General features: G+C 38.4%; 13 protein-coding genes and 1 tRNA gene. 4 read left to right on the forward strand and 10 right to left on the reverse strand.

What is annotated here, in order from left to right:
• Positions 1–106: 106 nt before the first annotated feature.
• Positions 107–868, reverse strand: a complete 762-nt coding sequence (locus Q1W14_RS00450) for an RNA methyltransferase (RefSeq protein ID WP_300698178.1) — start codon at positions 866–868, stop codon at positions 107–109.
• A 144-nt stretch (positions 869–1,012) separates the two neighbouring features.
• Here Q1W14_RS00450 and Q1W14_RS00455 point away from each other — a divergent pair, with 144 nt between their 5' ends.
• Positions 1,013–3,325, forward strand: coding sequence for a BamA/TamA family outer membrane protein (locus Q1W14_RS00455; RefSeq protein WP_300698179.1), 2,313 nt, complete (start codon positions 1,013–1,015; stop codon positions 3,323–3,325).
• Positions 3,326–3,416: 91 nt separating this feature from the next.
• On the opposite strand, the gene Q1W14_RS00460 is transcribed toward Q1W14_RS00455, so the two are convergent.
• From Q1W14_RS00460 to Q1W14_RS00470, 3 genes are all read right to left on the reverse strand, one after another.
• The gene (locus tag Q1W14_RS00460) at positions 3,417–3,971 is read right to left on the reverse strand and encodes a DUF3332 domain-containing protein (protein WP_300698180.1); all 555 of its coding nucleotides are present in this window, start codon (positions 3,969–3,971) and stop codon (positions 3,417–3,419) included.
• Positions 3,972–4,108: 137 nt separating this feature from the next.
• Entirely contained in the window at positions 4,109–4,546 is a 438-nt protein-coding gene (locus tag Q1W14_RS00465) for a DoxX family protein (protein WP_300698181.1), read from the reverse strand.
• 56 nt (positions 4,547–4,602) lie between these two features.
• On the reverse strand, positions 4,603–5,889 hold the full coding sequence (locus tag Q1W14_RS00470; protein ID WP_300698182.1) for an NAD(P)/FAD-dependent oxidoreductase: 1,287 nt from the start codon (positions 5,887–5,889) through the stop codon (positions 4,603–4,605).
• Between the two features lie 206 nt (positions 5,890–6,095).
• On the opposite strand from Q1W14_RS00470, the gene Q1W14_RS00475 reads away from it, so the two are divergent.
• Positions 6,096–7,289, forward strand: a complete 1,194-nt coding sequence (locus Q1W14_RS00475; protein WP_300698183.1) for a BamA/TamA family outer membrane protein — start codon at positions 6,096–6,098, stop codon at positions 7,287–7,289.
• Entirely contained in the window at positions 7,276–8,982 is a 1,707-nt protein-coding gene (locus tag Q1W14_RS00480) for a lipid A phosphoethanolamine transferase (RefSeq protein ID WP_300698185.1), read from the forward strand. Before Q1W14_RS00475 ends, Q1W14_RS00480 begins: the two co-directional genes overlap by 14 nt.
• 19 nt (positions 8,983–9,001) lie before the next feature.
• On the opposite strand, the gene Q1W14_RS00485 is transcribed toward Q1W14_RS00480, so the two are convergent.
• The 6 genes from Q1W14_RS00485 to Q1W14_RS00510 form a co-directional block, all read right to left on the reverse strand.
• Positions 9,002–11,302, reverse strand: coding sequence for a TonB-dependent receptor (locus Q1W14_RS00485; protein ID WP_300698187.1), 2,301 nt, complete (start codon positions 11,300–11,302; stop codon positions 9,002–9,004).
• Between the two features lie 36 nt (positions 11,303–11,338).
• On the reverse strand, positions 11,339–12,742 hold the full coding sequence (locus tag Q1W14_RS00490; protein ID WP_300698188.1) for an aldo/keto reductase: 1,404 nt from the start codon (positions 12,740–12,742) through the stop codon (positions 11,339–11,341).
• A 29-nt stretch (positions 12,743–12,771) separates the two neighbouring features.
• Positions 12,772–14,256, reverse strand: a complete 1,485-nt coding sequence (locus Q1W14_RS00495; RefSeq protein ID WP_300698191.1) for a 4Fe-4S binding protein — start codon at positions 14,254–14,256, stop codon at positions 12,772–12,774.
• A gap of 33 nt (positions 14,257–14,289) precedes the next feature.
• Positions 14,290–15,045, reverse strand: a complete 756-nt coding sequence (locus tag Q1W14_RS00500; RefSeq protein WP_300698193.1) for a LytTR family DNA-binding domain-containing protein — start codon at positions 15,043–15,045, stop codon at positions 14,290–14,292.
• A 6-nt stretch (positions 15,046–15,051) separates the two neighbouring features.
• Entirely contained in the window at positions 15,052–16,074 is a 1,023-nt protein-coding gene (locus Q1W14_RS00505; RefSeq protein ID WP_300698194.1) for a sensor histidine kinase, read from the reverse strand.
• Positions 16,075–16,232: 158 nt separating this feature from the next.
• Positions 16,233–16,307 (reverse strand) — tRNA-Pro (locus Q1W14_RS00510).
• A 213-nt stretch (positions 16,308–16,520) separates the two neighbouring features.
• On the opposite strand from Q1W14_RS00510, the gene Q1W14_RS00515 reads away from it, so the two are divergent.
• Positions 16,521–16,877, forward strand: a complete 357-nt coding sequence (locus Q1W14_RS00515) for a lipocalin family protein (RefSeq protein WP_300698196.1) — start codon at positions 16,521–16,523, stop codon at positions 16,875–16,877.
• The last annotated feature ends 26 nt before the right edge of the window (positions 16,878–16,903 follow it).

Genomic DNA, 16,903 nt, shown 5'->3' on the forward strand with positions numbered 1-16,903 from the left:
TTAACAAAAATCCTTTTGAGATTCCCTCACAATGTATTAAAGGACTTTCCAACCCTTATTTATCAGGATTATGGAATGTTCCCGGTCTACTTCTCTAATTTTGATGTTACGACAATGCTGCCTGTCTCCGGAACTCGGCACAAACTACTGCCGTAGCAATAGCCACATTCAATGATTCGGATGTCTCGCGATCTGCCGGATAATTGGGTATATAGAGTTTGCGGTTGATGAGCTGTTCAACTTCTTTTCCGATGCCATTGCCTTCATTTCCCATCACAATTAGTCCGTGCGGAGATAAAGTCTCCGAATACATATTTTTTCCATTCAGGAAAGTACCATAGACCGGTATATCTTTTAGAGAACTGATAAGTTCGGGTAGGGGAGTATAGTGAAGTTTTACACGTACAATACCTCCCATAGTAGCTTGTACGGTCTTGGGGTTGTAAACATCTACCGTATTAGGTGAGCAAAAGATATGCTCTATCCCGAACCAATCTGCCAAACGGATGATAGTTCCTAAATTGCCGGGATCTTGTACGTCATCTAAAGCAAGGCATAGAGAACGGCTGATAACAGAAACATCCAATGTCTCATCCGGTTGTTGAAACACCGCTAAAACTTGCTGAGGGGTTTTCAAAAGGCTGGCACGGGATAGTTCTTCTTCCAAGACTTCGGTTATATCATTTACAGGCAAATGCTTGTTTTGAGAAAGCCATTCGGCAGTAGCTATGAGAAATTGACATGGGAAATGTCCCAATAAATCACCTACAAGCTTAGGACCTTCTGCCAGAAATACTTTATCAGCTTTCCGGTTCTTCTTCAATTCCAACGAATGGATATATTTTATTCGGTTTTTACTTAATGCCATATTTGATAAATGTTATCATTTGACAAAAATACAGGTTTATTTCAATATAATCAAAAACTCAGCACTCTTCCGACGTTTTTTATTTCGGAAACAAAAAAAATACGAGTATATTTGTAGCTGTTTATGCGCAATTAATAATTCGGTATGAAGAAAGGCTTCCGCTACGCGATATATGCTACTGTCGTACTTTTATTGACTTCTTGTTCTTCCACCAAATATGTGCCGGATGGTACTTATTTGCTGGATGAGGTGCGCATACAAACGGACAATAAGGAAGTAAAACCGTCGAACTTATCGCTTTACCTTCGTCAAAATCCAAATTCCAAATGGTTTAGTCTGATAAAGACTCAGTTGTATGTCTATAACTGGTCAGGACGTGACTCCACACGCTGGGTCAATCGCACTTTGCGCAAATTGGGAGATGCTCCTGTCATCTATAACGCCAAAGAAACCGAGCGTACCAGTGAAGAAATAACCAAAGCCGTACAAAACATGGGGTATATGGGAGCTGTGGTAGAACCTATACGTCAAGTCAAAAAGAAAAAAATGAAACTTACTTATAAGGTTACGACCGGTAAGCCTTATAAAGTACGTACGTTAAAATACGACATTCATGACCCGAAAATCAAAGAGTATATGCTGAAAGATTCGACAACCACTCTTTTATCCGAAGGCATGTACTTTGATGTCAATGTTCTGAATGCGGAACGTCAACGTATTACAAGTAATCTTTTGCAGAACGGTTATTATAAATTCAATAAGGATTATATTTCTTATTCGGCAGATACTGTTCGTAATACCTATTTGGTGGATCTGACCATGCACTTGAATCCATACAAGCAACGTAGTGAAGACGAACCTCAAAATCATCGTCAATATACTATTAATAAGGTGAATTTCATCACAGATTATAATATGCTGGAGTCATCTGCATTAAATAGTATTGAAGTAAATGACTCGTTACATTACAAAGGCTATCCTATTTATTATAAGGACAAATTGTACTTACGCCCTAAAGTCTTAACTAATAATCTTAGAATTATTCCCGGTACTTTGTATAACGAGCAAGATGTACAACGTACATATTCCAGCTTCGGACGCTTGCAAGCGTTGAAATATACCAATATTCGTTTCTTCGAAACCATGCAAGGTGATAGTGCAAAATTGAATGCATACGTACTATTGACCAAGAGTAAGCACCAGTCCGTTTCATTTGAAATAGAAGGAACAAACTCTGCCGGTGATTTGGGAGCTGCTGCTGCTGTGGCATTTCAGCATCGTAATTTGTTCAAAGGTTCCGAAGCTTTTATGTTCAAAATACGTGGTGCATACGAAGCTGTATCAGGTTTACAGAGCGGAATACAAAACCAGAATTATACGGAATTTGGTGCTGAAGCAACAGTAAACTTCCCCCGATTCATGTTCCCATTCATATCTAGCGATTTCAAGCGGAGAATAAGAGCTACTACAGAATTTGGACTTCAGTATAATTTCCAAATGCGCCCCGAGTTTACCCGCATCGTAGCATCAGCAGGATGGAGCTATAAATGGGGAGTGCAACGCCAACGTTCACAGCATCGTATTGATCTTTTAGACATCAATTATCTGTATATGCCTTGGATAGACTCCAAATTTAAAGAAGAGTACTTAGAAAAAAATGAAAATTATATTTTAAAATATAACTATGCCAACCGTCTGATTGTACGTACCGGATATAGTTACACCTATAATAGTGCAGGGCAGGCATTAATGAACAATGCTCTTGTTGGTAATTCCTATTCTATTCGCCTTAATTTTGAGTCTGCCGGTAACTTCTTATACTCATTAGCTAAGATGGCTCGTCTTAAAAAGAATGATGATGGGGAATATACATTATTAAACATCCCGTTTGCCCAATATATTAAGGGAGATTTTGATTTTGCCAAGAATATTATTATAGATAATAGAAATTCCTTAGCTTTTCATTTAGGCGCAGGTATCGCTATTCCGTATGGCAATGCAACTATGCTTCCTTTTGAGAAACGTTACTTCTCAGGTGGTGCCAACAGTGTACGTGGTTGGTCTGTACGTGATTTGGGACCAGGTTCTTTTGTAGGTGATGGCAATTTTATGAATCAGTCGGGAGATATCAAGTTGGATGCAAGTATTGAATATCGTACCCGCTTATTTTGGAAGTTCCGGGGAGCAGTCTTTGTAGATGCCGGTAACATCTGGACTTTACGCGACTATAAAGATCAACCGGGTGGAAAATTTGAATTCAATAAATTCTATAAGCAAATAGCCGTAGCTTACGGTTTAGGATTACGCATGGACTTAGATTTCTTTGTATTACGCTTTGATGGAGGTATGAAAGCTATAAATCCTGCATATCAAAGTAAAAAAGAGCATTATCCTATTTTTAATCCTGACTTTGGTCGTGATTTTGCATTCCACTTTGCAGTAGGATACCCGTTCTAATAGTTGAAAGTTGAAAGAGGAGAGTTGAAAGTTTCCATGCGGATTAATGCGCAGCATAACTTTCAACTCTCCTCTTTCAACTTTCAACTATTTATCTGCTGGCGTAGTAAGTATTAATACCTACCGCATGACGTGCATTTGCCACACCTTGAGCATCGAGTGAAACAGTCATTTCTTCACCGTTTTGCAAATTCAATTGTGCAGTACCATTATTATTCAGTTGTAACAACTCAGTACTAACACCACCGGCTACTACATTCCATGTATTCAGTTCTTTATTATAAATCAATTCCATAGAAGTTGTTTCACCCTCTTTGGTAATAGAATAACCATTTTCGAGTGTTTCCACCAGGTAGTTACCATTTTCACCCTTTACCTTTTTAACATCACCAATACTAGCCAAAGGATTACTGCCACTCCAAAATTCAATGGAGTTGATAACCAGAGCGTCTGCTAAGTAACATACAGCATATACAGGAATGATATTACATGCAAGGTATACTAGCTCGTTTACAAACTTCGTACCGATACTTTGATTCCAACTTACAAGTTTGCTGTGCAATCCGAAAGAACCAATGCAAGAACTGAAAAGAAATGAGCCACAAATCATCACGGTTGCGGCCATTTTCAAATTGATTTTCTTCATAATTACTTTTATAATTTTACAGTGTTTTGTCAATTTAGCTCATGAGCTAAATCAAAGATTCTGCAAATATAGGATTTTTTGCAAAAAAACATAGGATAGAACCTTAATTCTATTCTTACTGTAAAACGAATCGCACTTTATTTTACGGCTTTACGCGAAAGGATATTTCCTATCCAGCGATCCACAGAAAACTTGCCGGGACCTATAATGTACATCAACACAAACACTACCAAATATACAAAAGCTAATTCTTTCGTAGAGAACGGATCATGACTATGAATGACAAAAAATGCAATACACATTGTAAATATCATCGGTATCATTGCCAAACGATACAGGAATCCTACAATAAATGCCATAGAGCAGACCAATTCACCAAAAATAGCTAATACCAAAGATAGAGTACTACCAACACCTAACGGATCAGGGAACACAGCGGACATTTCCTGAAAGTTAGCCCACTTTGCAATACCATGACTCATCAGCAATACACCGAATACTATTCTTACTATTAATAATATAATAGATTCGGCTGTTCCGTCCGGTTTGACGGGAAATAAAAATCGTTTCAACATATTCATTCGTTTTTAAGTTCGTATATGAAATACAACAAATATTGTTGAATAAAAGTTTATTCCCGTTTCAAAGGTTTAATTATAATCCGCAAAGAAGGATCGTAAGTAAAGTAGCTCCACATCCAATCGACAAAGATAAATAGGCGGTTCTTGACACCTACAATACTCATCAAGTGAATAAAAAGCCATACAGCCCAAGCCGGAAAACCACCAAAACGCATCTTTTTAAGTTCAACGACTGCATTATTACGTCCGATAGTTGCCATAGAACCTTTATTGTGGTATACAAAAGGTTGCAGCGGCAAACCTTCTTCCAATCGTTGTAAATTTACTATCAGGTTTCTGGCTTGTTGGATGGCCGGTTGAACTACCTGTGGATGTCCTTTGGGGTATTGATCTGTTATCATGAGTGCCGTATCTCCAATAGCAAAGATATTAGCGTAATTAAGCAAACGGTTGAAACTATCTACTTTTAAACGATTACCAGGTCCGTAGGCTTCGATTGACAGACCTTGCAGACTGTTTGCTTTTACACCCGCCACCCAAAATACATTATTAGTCTCAATAACAGTATCACCACTTAGTACCAACTTATTATCCTCATAAGTTTTCACAAGAGCATTCAGCTTGATTTCAACATCCCGTTTTCTCAAATATTCTGCTACCTCTTGAGAAGAGACGTCAGAGAAAGCCGACAAAAGTCTGGGAGCTGCATCTATCAGAACAATACGCATTTCATTAATATTCAAATCCGGATAATCTTGCGGCAGAACAAACTTTCTCATCTCTGCCAAAGCACCTGCCAATTCTATACCGGTAGCTCCACCACCTACGATGGCAAAAGTCATCAATCGCTTTCGTTCCTCTTCATTATTAGTGTTTTGGGCTTGTTCAAAACTGTCCAATATCTGATTCCGATTGAATAAAGCTTCTGAAGTATTTTTAAGAGCCATGGTATTTTTAGCCATACTATCATTTCCGAAATAATTCGTATTACATCCGGTTGATATCACTAAATAGTCATAGGCTACGGTACCAATCGAAGTTTCTAAGAGATTATTCTCAGGAAAGACCTGCTGTGCTTCACAAATACGTATGTGAAAATGTTCCCGTCTCTTAAATATTTTCCGGAAGGGAAATGATATGGCACTTGGTTCAATACCCGCAGTTGCTACCTGATAAAGGAGTGGTTGAAAGATATGATAATTATTCTTATCCAATAATAATACCTGATATTTATCACTTTTCAGTTTTCTAGCCAATTTCAGTCCACCAAATCCACCACCTACAATTATAATTCGTTTTCTTCCCTCTTTATCGGGAATATCCATTGCTGTTTTCATAATCTATAATCATGTTGTTCTTTGTATATAGAAGTAACATTACAGATGTAAGAAAGTTGCATATACAGCTGGCATAAAATAAGTGAAATTAAAAAAGCCGACATAATAGGACATTAAATCAGAATTTTGGAAAACAAAAAGAGCATTTTTTTTGTTGTAATGAGAACAACAAAAACTAACTTTGCTCCCACAGTTTCATAGAAGAGATGAGCACAAAACTTACTAGATATATATTATTGGTGTCGTTGCTGATAACAGATACTGCTATTCATGCACAAGATAGTTCTACAGGAGTAATTACCCAGTTAGATTCTACGCATACACCTAAGATCGATTCCCTTCCTAAGAAACATAGTTTTTTTAAGAAGTTCCTTGACTATTTCAATGATGCTAATAAAGAAAAGAAGAACAAGAAGTTCGATTTTAGTGTCATTGGAGGACCCCACTATTCAAGCGATACCAAACTAGGACTTGGATTAGTGGCCGCAGGATTATATAGAACTGACAGGAATGATACGTTTTTGCCACCATCCAATGTTTCATTGTATGGAGATGTATCTACAGTAGGTTTCTATTTATTAGGAATACGAGGAAATCATCTTTTTCCACAGAACAAATACCGTTTAAACTATAACTTATATTTCTATTCGTTCCCAAGCTACTATTGGGGGAAAGGTTATGATAATGGTGCAAACAACGATAATAAAAGTGAGTATAATCGTTTTCAGGCACAAGTCAAAGTTGACTTTATGTTCCGCTTAGTGCAGAATTTTTATATGGGTCCGATGGCTGTATTTGATTATGTGTACGGACATGATTTTGAGAAACCAGAGTTGTGGGAAGGCATGAGTGCACGCACTACGAATAGCAGTCTTGGATTTTCTTTGCTATATGATTCGCGCGATTTCTTGACAAATGCTTACAAGGGTTACTATTTAAGAATTGACCAACGTTTCAGCCCTGCATTCCTGGGGAACAAATATGCATTTAGTAGTACTGAACTGACTACGAATTATTACCATACCATTTGGAAAGGTGGAGTATTGGCCGGTCAGTTTCATACACTATTAAACTATGGAAATCCACCATGGGGGTTAATGGCAACGTTAGGCAGTTCATATTCCATGCGTGGATATTATGAGGGACGTTATCGTGACAAATGCGCTATGGATGCCCAGTTGGAATTGCGTCAGCATGTATGGAAAAGAAATGGAGTTGCTGTTTGGGCAGGTGCCGGAACTATTTTTCCTAAATTCTCTGAATTTAAAACCAAACACATTCTCCCTAATTATGGTTTTGGCTATCGCTGGGAGTTTAAAAAAAGAGTAAATGTACGTTTAGACTTAGGTTTTGGCAAACACCAAACCGGATTTATATTTAATATCAATGAAGCTTTTTAAAGACATAAAGAAATGGTTTGATAATCAGGAACATTTATTTTATTTGTTTCTAGTTATTCTGATAGTACCCAATATCGTACTCTGTTTTACAGAACCTATGCCATTGGTGGCAAAAGTATGCAATATTTTGCTGCCTTTTTCCCTCTATTATATAGTAATGACTTGGTCAAGAAATTGTGGGAAGACTTTTTGGATCTTATTCCCGTTTATCTTCCTCGGAGCATTTCAAATAGTACTATTATATCTATTCGGACAATCTATCATTGCCGTAGACATGTTTTTGAATCTGGTAACTACCAATTCAAGTGAAGCGTTGGAATTGCTGGATAATCTGATACCGGCTATCATCATTGTGGTATTACTTTATATACCTGCATTGGTTTTGGCTATAATTTCTATTATTCGCAAGCGGAAGTTATCCGATACTTTTATTCACCGCCAAAGAAAGCGGGCAGGGTATGTTCTTGCCATCGGTCTGTTATCTTTAGGATCGGCATACTTGCTGGATAAACGTTATGAAATGAAATCGGATCTCTATCCTGCCAATGTGTGCTACAACATTGCGCTCGCAGTTCAAAGAACCACTTTGACACAAGATTATTACAATACATCCCGGAATTTTACGTTTCAAGCCCAACCTACCCATCCGGCTGATAAAAAGGAAATTTATGTGATGGTAATAGGAGAGACCTCGCGTGCAAAGAACTGGTCAATATATGGTTATGAGCGTGAAACGAACCCTGAACTTTCAAAAATAAAAGATCTAACTGCTTTTTGCAATGTATTAACAGAATCAAATACTACGCACAAGAGTGTACCGATGTTATTATCTTCGATTAGCGCTAGCGACTTCGATTCCATTTATTATCAGAAAGGAATTATCACAGCATTCAATGAGGTAGGCTTTCAAACAGCTTTTTTCTCAAATCAACGTTATAATCGTTCATTTATAGATTTCTTTGGCAAGGAAGCGGATACATCTGATTTTATAAAAGAGGATGTAGCTGATCCCGGTTATAATCCTTCGGATGACGAACTGTTGAAACTAGTAGCAAAAGAACTGGAAAAAGAAGCTACCAAACAGTTTATAGTTCTCCACACTTATGGTTCTCATTTCAATTACCGGGAGCGTTATCCGGCTGACAAAGCCTTCTTCGTTCCGGACTCACCTGCCGATGCGGAAGCCAAATATAGAGATAATCTAGTTAATGCGTATGATAATACCATCCGTTATACAGATTCTTTCTTGGCACGACTTATTGAGATGCTGCAAAAGCAAAATGTTGATGCGGCAATGATTTATACTTCTGATCATGGAGAAGATATTTTTGATGATAACAGGCGACTATTCCTTCATGCATCTCCGGTACCTTCGTATTATCAGATGCATGTACCTTTCTTGGTTTGGATGTCAGAAAGCTATAAAGAAGCATATCCCTCCTTATTGGAGGGTGCACAAAAGAATCAACAGAAGAATATATCTTCGAGTGTTTCATTTTTTCCGACTATGCTTGAGTTAAGTGGTATAGAAACTCCGTATAGGAATGACTCACTATCTGTAATCAATCCTTTGTATACGGAGAAGTCCAGAGTTTATCTGAATGACCACAACGAAGCTTGTCCATTAGATGATATTAGCTTGTGTAAAGAAGATTTCAGTATGTTTACCGAGAAAGGTATCAGTTACAAATGATGGGCTTAAATGTGCCTCACTAAAAGTTAATATTAACCCCACCCATAAAGGTTGCTTTCGGCATAGGATAACCAATATTAATTTCATAACGCTGCGCCAATAGGTTTTCACCTTTTACAAAAAGTTGGGCATATTTGCATAAACGATAATTACCTCTAATATTCCAAAGGACAAAGTTTTCTTGCTTTTCATTATTTGCTGTGGTTGAAGTATATAATCCTTTTACATATTGAATGCCGGAAGAAATTCCCCAACGCCCTTTGGTATAATCCGCTCCAAAGAATAATTTATGTTCCGGAGCTGCCACAACCGGGTGTTCCATGTGTAGCCAGCTATAATTAGCAGACATACTCCATGTTGAATTGATACGATAGGCAATGGCAACTTCTGCTCCCCAGTTCTCAATTTTTCCGGTATTCATATTCTGTCGACGACCATTTTCATCCGGAACAGCAATAATTATATTATCACCATTAATATAATACAAATTTGCACTATAAGAGAATGCCCCGTCTAATAGGAGTTGAGAGTATGAGAGTTCGTAATTCATTAATTTCTCAGGAGATAATTCCGGATTGGGAGAAAACATATACAACTCCCTGATAGTAGGGTTACGGTAACCTTTACTCACCATCGCTTTTAATTCCGATCTTTCAGGTAAATGAAAGGCTAAACCACCCTGTGGGATAAATTCGGTTCCTACATGAGAATGATGATCGACTCTAACTCCGGCATCCAATGAAAGCCAACTACTTATATCCTGACGGAAATCAACGTAACCGGCAAATTCATCCATTTGTTTATCCACACCAGGTTTACGTTCACCTGTTGCTACAATACGGCTCCAAGATTCACCGCCGAAATGTTGATAATCCAAGCCAACAGTCAATCTGTTTCCGGTAAATAGTGTAGCACTCTGATACCACGAAATTCCCAACATCTTATCTTTGGAATTAAAATGCGATTTCTGCGGCTCCTTTCCGGGAGAATATCCATCATTAATCTTATGGCGTCCCCAGTTATAAAAGAAGCTAAGAGCTCCTGATGTTTCTTCATAATGATTTTCAAGTGCAAAAGAGGTCATACCACGAGTTATTCGTGAGTCATTGTCAATGAGCAGGGCAGTTGTCAAGCCCGGATTCGAAGCATTGTATTGAGTAATATTTACATCTCCCCACACCTTCCAATTATTCATAATATCATATCCCAACTTGGCATATCCACCGTATTGTTCAAAGCCCATATCGGCACGATGTCCATCTGTACGATTGTAAGAACCGGTAACCACACTACTGAAACGTCCTTTTCTTACTCGATTTGATATTTCTGTCTGAAGGGTACCATAAGAACCTGCACCTACATTTATCCCTGTATTTATACCATCTTCCACTTGTTTACGAGTTACAATATTAATAACTCCACCCATTGCATTCGAACCATACAATACAGAAGCCGGACCACGAAGTACTTCCACCCGTTCCGCTAGCATAGATTGGTAAGCATCGGCGATAGGATGTCCCATTAATCCCATATATTGAGGATGTCCGTCAATCAACACCAGCAACCCGGTAGTGGGACTTCCACCTATACCACGCAAACTCATGCCCCCTGCTGCTCCTGTAGATACTCCATATCCCATAATTCCTCTGGCCGTAGTAAAAAGTCCGGGAACTTGTTCGGTAAGGGTAGGAAGAAGAGAGGGTTCATAGCGTTTTTCTATCTGAGGGCGACCTACGACCGAAACAGTCATTGGTAAATGGCGAATATCTGTTTCATTTCGCGTACCAGTCACCACTACTTCTCCTATGTTCACATTACGGGACACTTTCAATGTGTCATTTTGTGCTTTTGCCTGTAAAGCACTTCCTGCTAATAAACAAGCCAACAAAATGCAAGAAAAGCTTCCCTTTGACCGAATATTAGTTATGAAATTCTGGATGACCGGATACATTTCAGTTACGGATTTCAGTTTATCGCAAGCTGTTTCCAAGGGACACCAACCTGTTTTATCGCGATTAATAATATGTGGAACCTCTTGGGAAAAAGTAGTATTTATGCCAGCATCACGAAGCAAAGTTAATGCCGGAGTACTAATAATATCTGCATAAACCGTTTTTATGCCTCCAAGTACCATCATTGCAGCAGCACCTTTACCAATAACTTTATCAGCAATAGATGCACCTTGCATGAAAGTAGGATCAGATTGATATAAATCGTATAAATCGGCTACTCCACGTTGAGTAAAAGTGCGAATCTCTGTTTGGTTCTTTAATACACAGGAATATCCTCCCGTATGTAGTATATCAATAATGCTTTCCATTTATAATTTTGTGAGTTTAGTTGGATTCTGTTCTGTCTAAATATTTTCCTGTCCTAATGTTTCTTGTTTTAGTTGTTCTACAAACTTGTCGATACGTTGTAATTCCTGAGGAATTTTAATTGTTTGAGGACAATGTGGTGTACACTGATTACAGCCGATGCAATGGCTAGCTTGTCGCAATTTAGGTACACTTCTATCGTAACCTACAAGAAATGCACGGCGGGCTTCCCTATAATTATCATCCTGACTGCTCTTGGGCACATTACCTTCATTGACACATTTATTATAATGTACTAAGATAGCCGGAATATCTATTCCGTAGGGGCAAGGCATGCAATATTTGCAATCGTTGCACGGAATGGTGGGGTATTGAACTAACAAGTCCGCCGTATCGTATAAGAATTGAGTCTCTTCTTCGGTCAATGACACAAGAGGAGAGTAGGTACGGATATTATCCTGAAGATGTTCCATATACGTCATGCCACTCAACACGGTGAGTACCAGTTTGGGAGAGCCTGCATACCGGAATGCCCAAGATGCAACACTGCTGTCCGGCTCACGTTGTTTGAGTCGCGCCACAATATGATCGGGCACTTTGGAGAGGCGTCCTCCTAATAAAGGTTCCATAATAACAGCAGGAATACTGCGTTTTTCTAATTCTCCATATAGATATTCGGCATCGATATTGCTACCTGAAGCATGCTTCCAATCCACATAATTAAGCTGTATCTGCACGAAGTCCCAGTGTATTTCACCCTGATCGTGCATCTGTAAAGCATAGTTAAATACCTCTATATCTCCATGAAAAGACCAGCCTAATCGACGAATACGTCCGGCTTCACGCTCTTTTTTCAGGAAGTCGAGTATGCCGTTGTCTATATAACGTGCTTTAAGATTGGGTATTCCACCACCACCAATGGCATGCAACAAATAATAGTCCAGATAATCGACTTGCAAATCCTCAAATGACTTGCGGTACATGGCAAGAGAGTTTTCATGCGTCCAATTGCTGAAATTGGAGAGCTTAGTTGCCAGATAGTATGATTCACGAGGATGGCGTTTCAAAGCGATACCTGTTGCCTTTTCACTCCAACCTTGAACATAGACCGGAGACGTATCGAAATAGTTCACACCGTGGGCAATGGCATAATCCACTAATTCATTTACAGCATCCTGATCTATCATATCTCCTTTGCCATCGGGTGAAGGAACAGTAGGCCAGCGCATACATCCATATCCTAAAAGAGAAACTTTATCATCACCCAAGTTGGAGAAACTTCGGTAAGTCATTTTATCAGTAGGGACTGCTCCTAAAGCTTTACTGTTCGGATTGTTATCCTTTGAACTGCATCCATAAAGTGCGGCAGTAGATGTTGCAGCGGTGATACCTACTATTTTTAGGAAATCACGGCGATTCATATTTTTAGAATGATCTTCCATATTATTATATAGTAATTTGTCTCAAAATGTTATACAATACGATGTCTTTCGTGCCCCTCTACGTAGATGGCACTGAAGGGACGAGCAGGGCAAAGATTCTCACAAGCTCCACAGCCGATGCATCGCTCTATATTTACTACCGGAACTTTAAGGGAATCTTTGGCAGTAGGATCACTGAGGACCATTTGTATAGCTCCTACGGGGCAGTGACGCTCACAGTTTCCACATTGCATTCCATCAGTCAATGGTATGCAATTCTTCTTAATCCATACGGCATGACCGATTTGGGTAGAAGATTTATCAGCTTTAGTTATCGGATGAATAGCACCAGTGGGACATACATCTGAACATTTTGTACATTCCGGTCGGCAATAACCACATTCGTAAGACATTTCGGGCTGCATCAATTTCGTTAGTTCAGTCGATGGACGTAATACTTGGTTAGGGCAGGCTGATACGCAAAGTTGGCAAGCAGTGCAATGGTTTGCTAAATTGCGGGCACTCAATGATCCCGGAGGAGTGATAGGAGTATTACGTTCCGGAATTTTTTTATCTTCTATGGTTGCCAGTCCGCCATCCACTTTCTTTTCTTGAGCTTTAAGAGCAGAAGTGGCAGCTACCAGGGTTATTGCAGATAAAAAGCTACGACGGGTTTCATTTGTTTGTTTGGTAGCTTTTGCCGAGCCGATAGGATTGAACTTATAAGAGATTGCCCCATGTTTACATTTCTCAATACAGTTCATACAAGCTACACAACGGCTATAATCGATTTGATGTTCTTTAGAATTTATACAAGCGGCTTTGCAATTACGAGAACAGAGACTACAATTATTACACTTCTCTGTATTAATCGTAATGCGAAATAGAGAATAACGTGATAGAACTCCCAAGATTGTTCCTACCGGGCAGATTGTATTGCAGTAAGTTCGTCCGTTACGTCCTGCCAGGACAATAAGTATAATGAGTGTAACTACAGCTATGATAAATGTAGGCAAACTTTTAACCCAAACATCTACTTCGTAAAAAGCATAACTATCTGCACGTTCAGCTAAGTAGGCAAGCAGATTATTTCCCCATTGCCACAAGGGCTGGAAAAGATTATTAGCAATTCGACCATACGAGCTATAAGGAGCAAGCAAGACTGCCAAAGTTCCGGCTCCAGCAATCAGTGTAACTATAAATATTCCCAATACTCCATATCGCAGCCAAGACAATGCGGGAGAATAAGAGTAGGGGCGTTTTCTACGTTTTTTTGGTCTTCGCCCCAACCATGCTATTAAGTCCTGAAATACTCCCAGAGGACAAATTACAGAACAATAAATGCGTCCGCATATCAATGTAAGAACCACAAGCAACAATACCACACCTATATTTAGTGCTAATATTGCCGGTAAAAACTGGATTTTAGCCAACCACCCAAACCATCCATGCAATGTACCTGTAAAATCCAGGAATAGCAAGGTGATGAGTGTAAAGCAAATCATTGCAATAGTCAGTCTAATTTTTCGTAACATGACAAATTATTATTTTGAGTTTATTCTTTATTTTTAGTAGCCTGCTGTTAACCAAGCTTTAAATTCAGCAGCTTTGTTTTTACTGATGAAAATACGTTCCGGTACATCGGTAGCTAAAGTTATCAATAAACGGCTATCAAACCATATCGTAATGTTGACAACACTTTCTCTTCGGATTATAAATTGCTTATTTGCTCGAAAAAAAGTTTCCGGATCAAGAGTTGTCATTATCTGATCTAATGTTTTAGAGTAAGGATATTGAGTATTGTCATTCTTATACACAAAAGTGTTTTTATCACTTGTATAAAAGAAAGATACATCACACATATTAACCGGAATAAGGCTATCTTTATACGGTATCAGTAATTTACCTCTTCGTCTTGATGAAGGTGAAAGTAGCATCAACTGCGACAAATAATGCGTGATATCAGTATGATTGAGCTTGTTAAACTTTTCAATAGCATGTTCTACAGCATTTACTTTGATGGGTTTTAGCAGATAATCTATACTATTCACCTTGAATGCATCAATAGCATATTGATCGTAAGCAGTAGTAAAAACAATTGGAGTTTCCACATTGATCTTGTCGAAGATTGCAAAAGCAGAATCATCAGAAAGGTGTATATCCATGAAAATCAAATCGGGAGCAGGATTCGACTTCAACCAGTTGATTGTCTGTACTACACTTTCCGTATTTCCAGCAATTTCAATTTCAGGGTTGATTTCGTGTAAGATTTCCCTCAGATTCTCATACGACGATGTTTCGTCTTCAACTATCAGTACTCTCATCGTAGATTATTTTAGAGGTAGATAAACCATAAACTTTTCATCGATAGTTTCTATCCTGATCTTTCGGCTAGTCAATAAGGCAAATCTATTCTCTAGATTCTTCAATCCCGTACCATTAGTAAGGGGTGGAGTAAGTTTGGGATATATAGGATTTGAAACTACCAGTTCATTCTTTTCGTTCAGGCAGATGGAGATTTCCATTTTATGATCAGCATCTATTCTATTGTGAACTACAATATTATCGACCAATGGAAGCAAGGATAACACAGGCAATGTCAACGAATCCTTCACCGCTTCATCTATTTGGATGGTAAAGGTTAACTTATTGGCAAAGCGAACTTCGACAACAAACCGGAACGCTTCAATGAACTCCAATTCCTCACGCAGTGAAACCATGCCCTTACGATCACTTTGCAGAATATAACGAAACATATCTGATAATTCATCGACATATTGCAAAGTCATTTTATCGTCTTTCTTACGTATCAACGATGAGATACCACTGAGTGAATTGAAAAAGAAGTGCGGATTAATCTGATTTGTCAGGGCATCACAACGACTTTGTAAATTCTCAGTCCGCAACCTTTCTATCTCCATTTCCTTTTCCTGCTGGGTAATGTATAGCATTATAATATGCCCTAGCAAGGTACTAACGCCACAAATTACAAGAAACTGAAATATAAGTACACTACCAAGATGGTCGCGCGCACCACAAAAAGAGAAGAGTAATGACAAAGGAACAAAAATAGCGTAAGCCGCAGTTGAAATTATTAAATTATAATAGAACCGGCGTTTTAACGTATGTAATGCCGCTTTATGCAAATTGAATCGAATCAAGATTGAAAATAACCCCCAGAAATAGAGGAAACGGAATAAGAAGAAAAGACAGTATACAGTTCTATACTCTATTGCCGCAGGGCAATAAAGCTCCCATGGCAGACATACTATATTAGGGTATATAGTAAAGGCCGCCCCAATCAATCCAATCAGTAAGAATCTACGAGAAATGTATGTTACAAACGTGTTCATGAACTGCCTTATTTATTTCAATGCAAAAATACACAAAAAAGAGAGTCTTCAAGTATCAGTTGCACTAAAACGAAAGAAAAGTATCTAAAAGCGAAAAGAGATATTATAATTATAAAACAAGAAAGACTTAACTAATTACTAGTTAAGTCTTTCTTTCGTCGGGGTAGCGGGATTCGAACCCACGACCCCCTGCTCCCAAAGCAGGTGCGCTAACCGGACTGCGCTACACCCCGAATGCTTTACTTCTTAAAAGCGAGTGCAAAGGTAAAAACAATTTCAATATACACCAAACATTTTGATAGTTTTCTGTATAACTATTTTATAAAACACTGGAAAACAACAATTAATAATCAAAAAAAATATATTCCTTTTGCGAACTTCTCTTTTATTCTTATCTTTGTAAATATGTGCATAATAAACAAATCACATTCAAATAAAGAAATGATATGAAAAAATTTATTTTAGGAGCGGTAGTCATAGTAATGGCATTAGCAGCTTGTGGAGGAAAAAAAAATGCAGAATCGATTGTTGGTTCATGGGTGATGCCTATCGAAGGACAACCGGGACAAGTACAAGGTATTAAAATGGATGCAGGAGGAGAAGCATCCTCCATTAATATGGCTACGCTAGTTTATAAAAGTTGGGAACAAAAAGGTGATGATCTCTTCCTTGCCGTAAAAAGTATCGGCAATGGTATGGAAATTGAAGGAATAGATACTTTGAAAATAGAAAAGCTAACAGCTGATTCTTTAATATTGAGTTCCAATTATGGATATACATTACGTTATGTAAGACAGAAATAAATAATCTTTCAAAGACCATGCCTTAT

This window comes from Bacteroides sp., from assembly GCF_030151085.1.
GTDB lineage: Bacteria > Bacteroidota > Bacteroidia > Bacteroidales > Bacteroidaceae > Bacteroides.

Excerpts from the sequence above, each read along its gene's own strand:
- Q1W14_RS00490 (WP_300698188.1), bottom strand. The coding sequence starts at position 12,742 with ATGGAAGATCATTCTAAAAATATGAATCGCCGTGATTTCCTAAAAATA.
- Q1W14_RS00480 (WP_300698185.1), top strand. The coding sequence starts at position 7,276 with ATGAAGCTTTTTAAAGACATAAAGAAATGGTTTGATAATCAGGAACAT.
- Q1W14_RS00465 (WP_300698181.1), bottom strand. The coding sequence starts at position 4,546 with ATGTTGAAACGATTTTTATTTCCCGTCAAACCGGACGGAACAGCCGAA.
- Q1W14_RS00515 (WP_300698196.1), top strand. The coding sequence starts at position 16,521 with ATGAAAAAATTTATTTTAGGAGCGGTAGTCATAGTAATGGCATTAGCA.
- Q1W14_RS00475 (WP_300698183.1), top strand. The coding sequence starts at position 6,096 with ATGAGCACAAAACTTACTAGATATATATTATTGGTGTCGTTGCTGATA.
- Q1W14_RS00500 (WP_300698193.1), bottom strand. The coding sequence starts at position 15,045 with ATGAGAGTACTGATAGTTGAAGACGAAACATCGTCGTATGAGAATCTG.
- Q1W14_RS00470 (WP_300698182.1), bottom strand. The coding sequence starts at position 5,889 with ATGAAAACAGCAATGGATATTCCCGATAAAGAGGGAAGAAAACGAATT.
- Q1W14_RS00450 (WP_300698178.1), bottom strand. The coding sequence starts at position 868 with ATGGCATTAAGTAAAAACCGAATAAAATATATCCATTCGTTGGAATTG.
- Q1W14_RS00505 (WP_300698194.1), bottom strand. The coding sequence starts at position 16,074 with ATGAACACGTTTGTAACATACATTTCTCGTAGATTCTTACTGATTGGA.
- Q1W14_RS00495 (WP_300698191.1), bottom strand. The coding sequence starts at position 14,256 with ATGTTACGAAAAATTAGACTGACTATTGCAATGATTTGCTTTACACTC.
- Q1W14_RS00455 (WP_300698179.1), top strand. The coding sequence starts at position 1,013 with ATGAAGAAAGGCTTCCGCTACGCGATATATGCTACTGTCGTACTTTTA.
- Q1W14_RS00485 (WP_300698187.1), bottom strand. The coding sequence starts at position 11,302 with ATGGAAAGCATTATTGATATACTACATACGGGAGGATATTCCTGTGTA.
- Q1W14_RS00460 (WP_300698180.1), bottom strand. The coding sequence starts at position 3,971 with ATGAAGAAAATCAATTTGAAAATGGCCGCAACCGTGATGATTTGTGGC.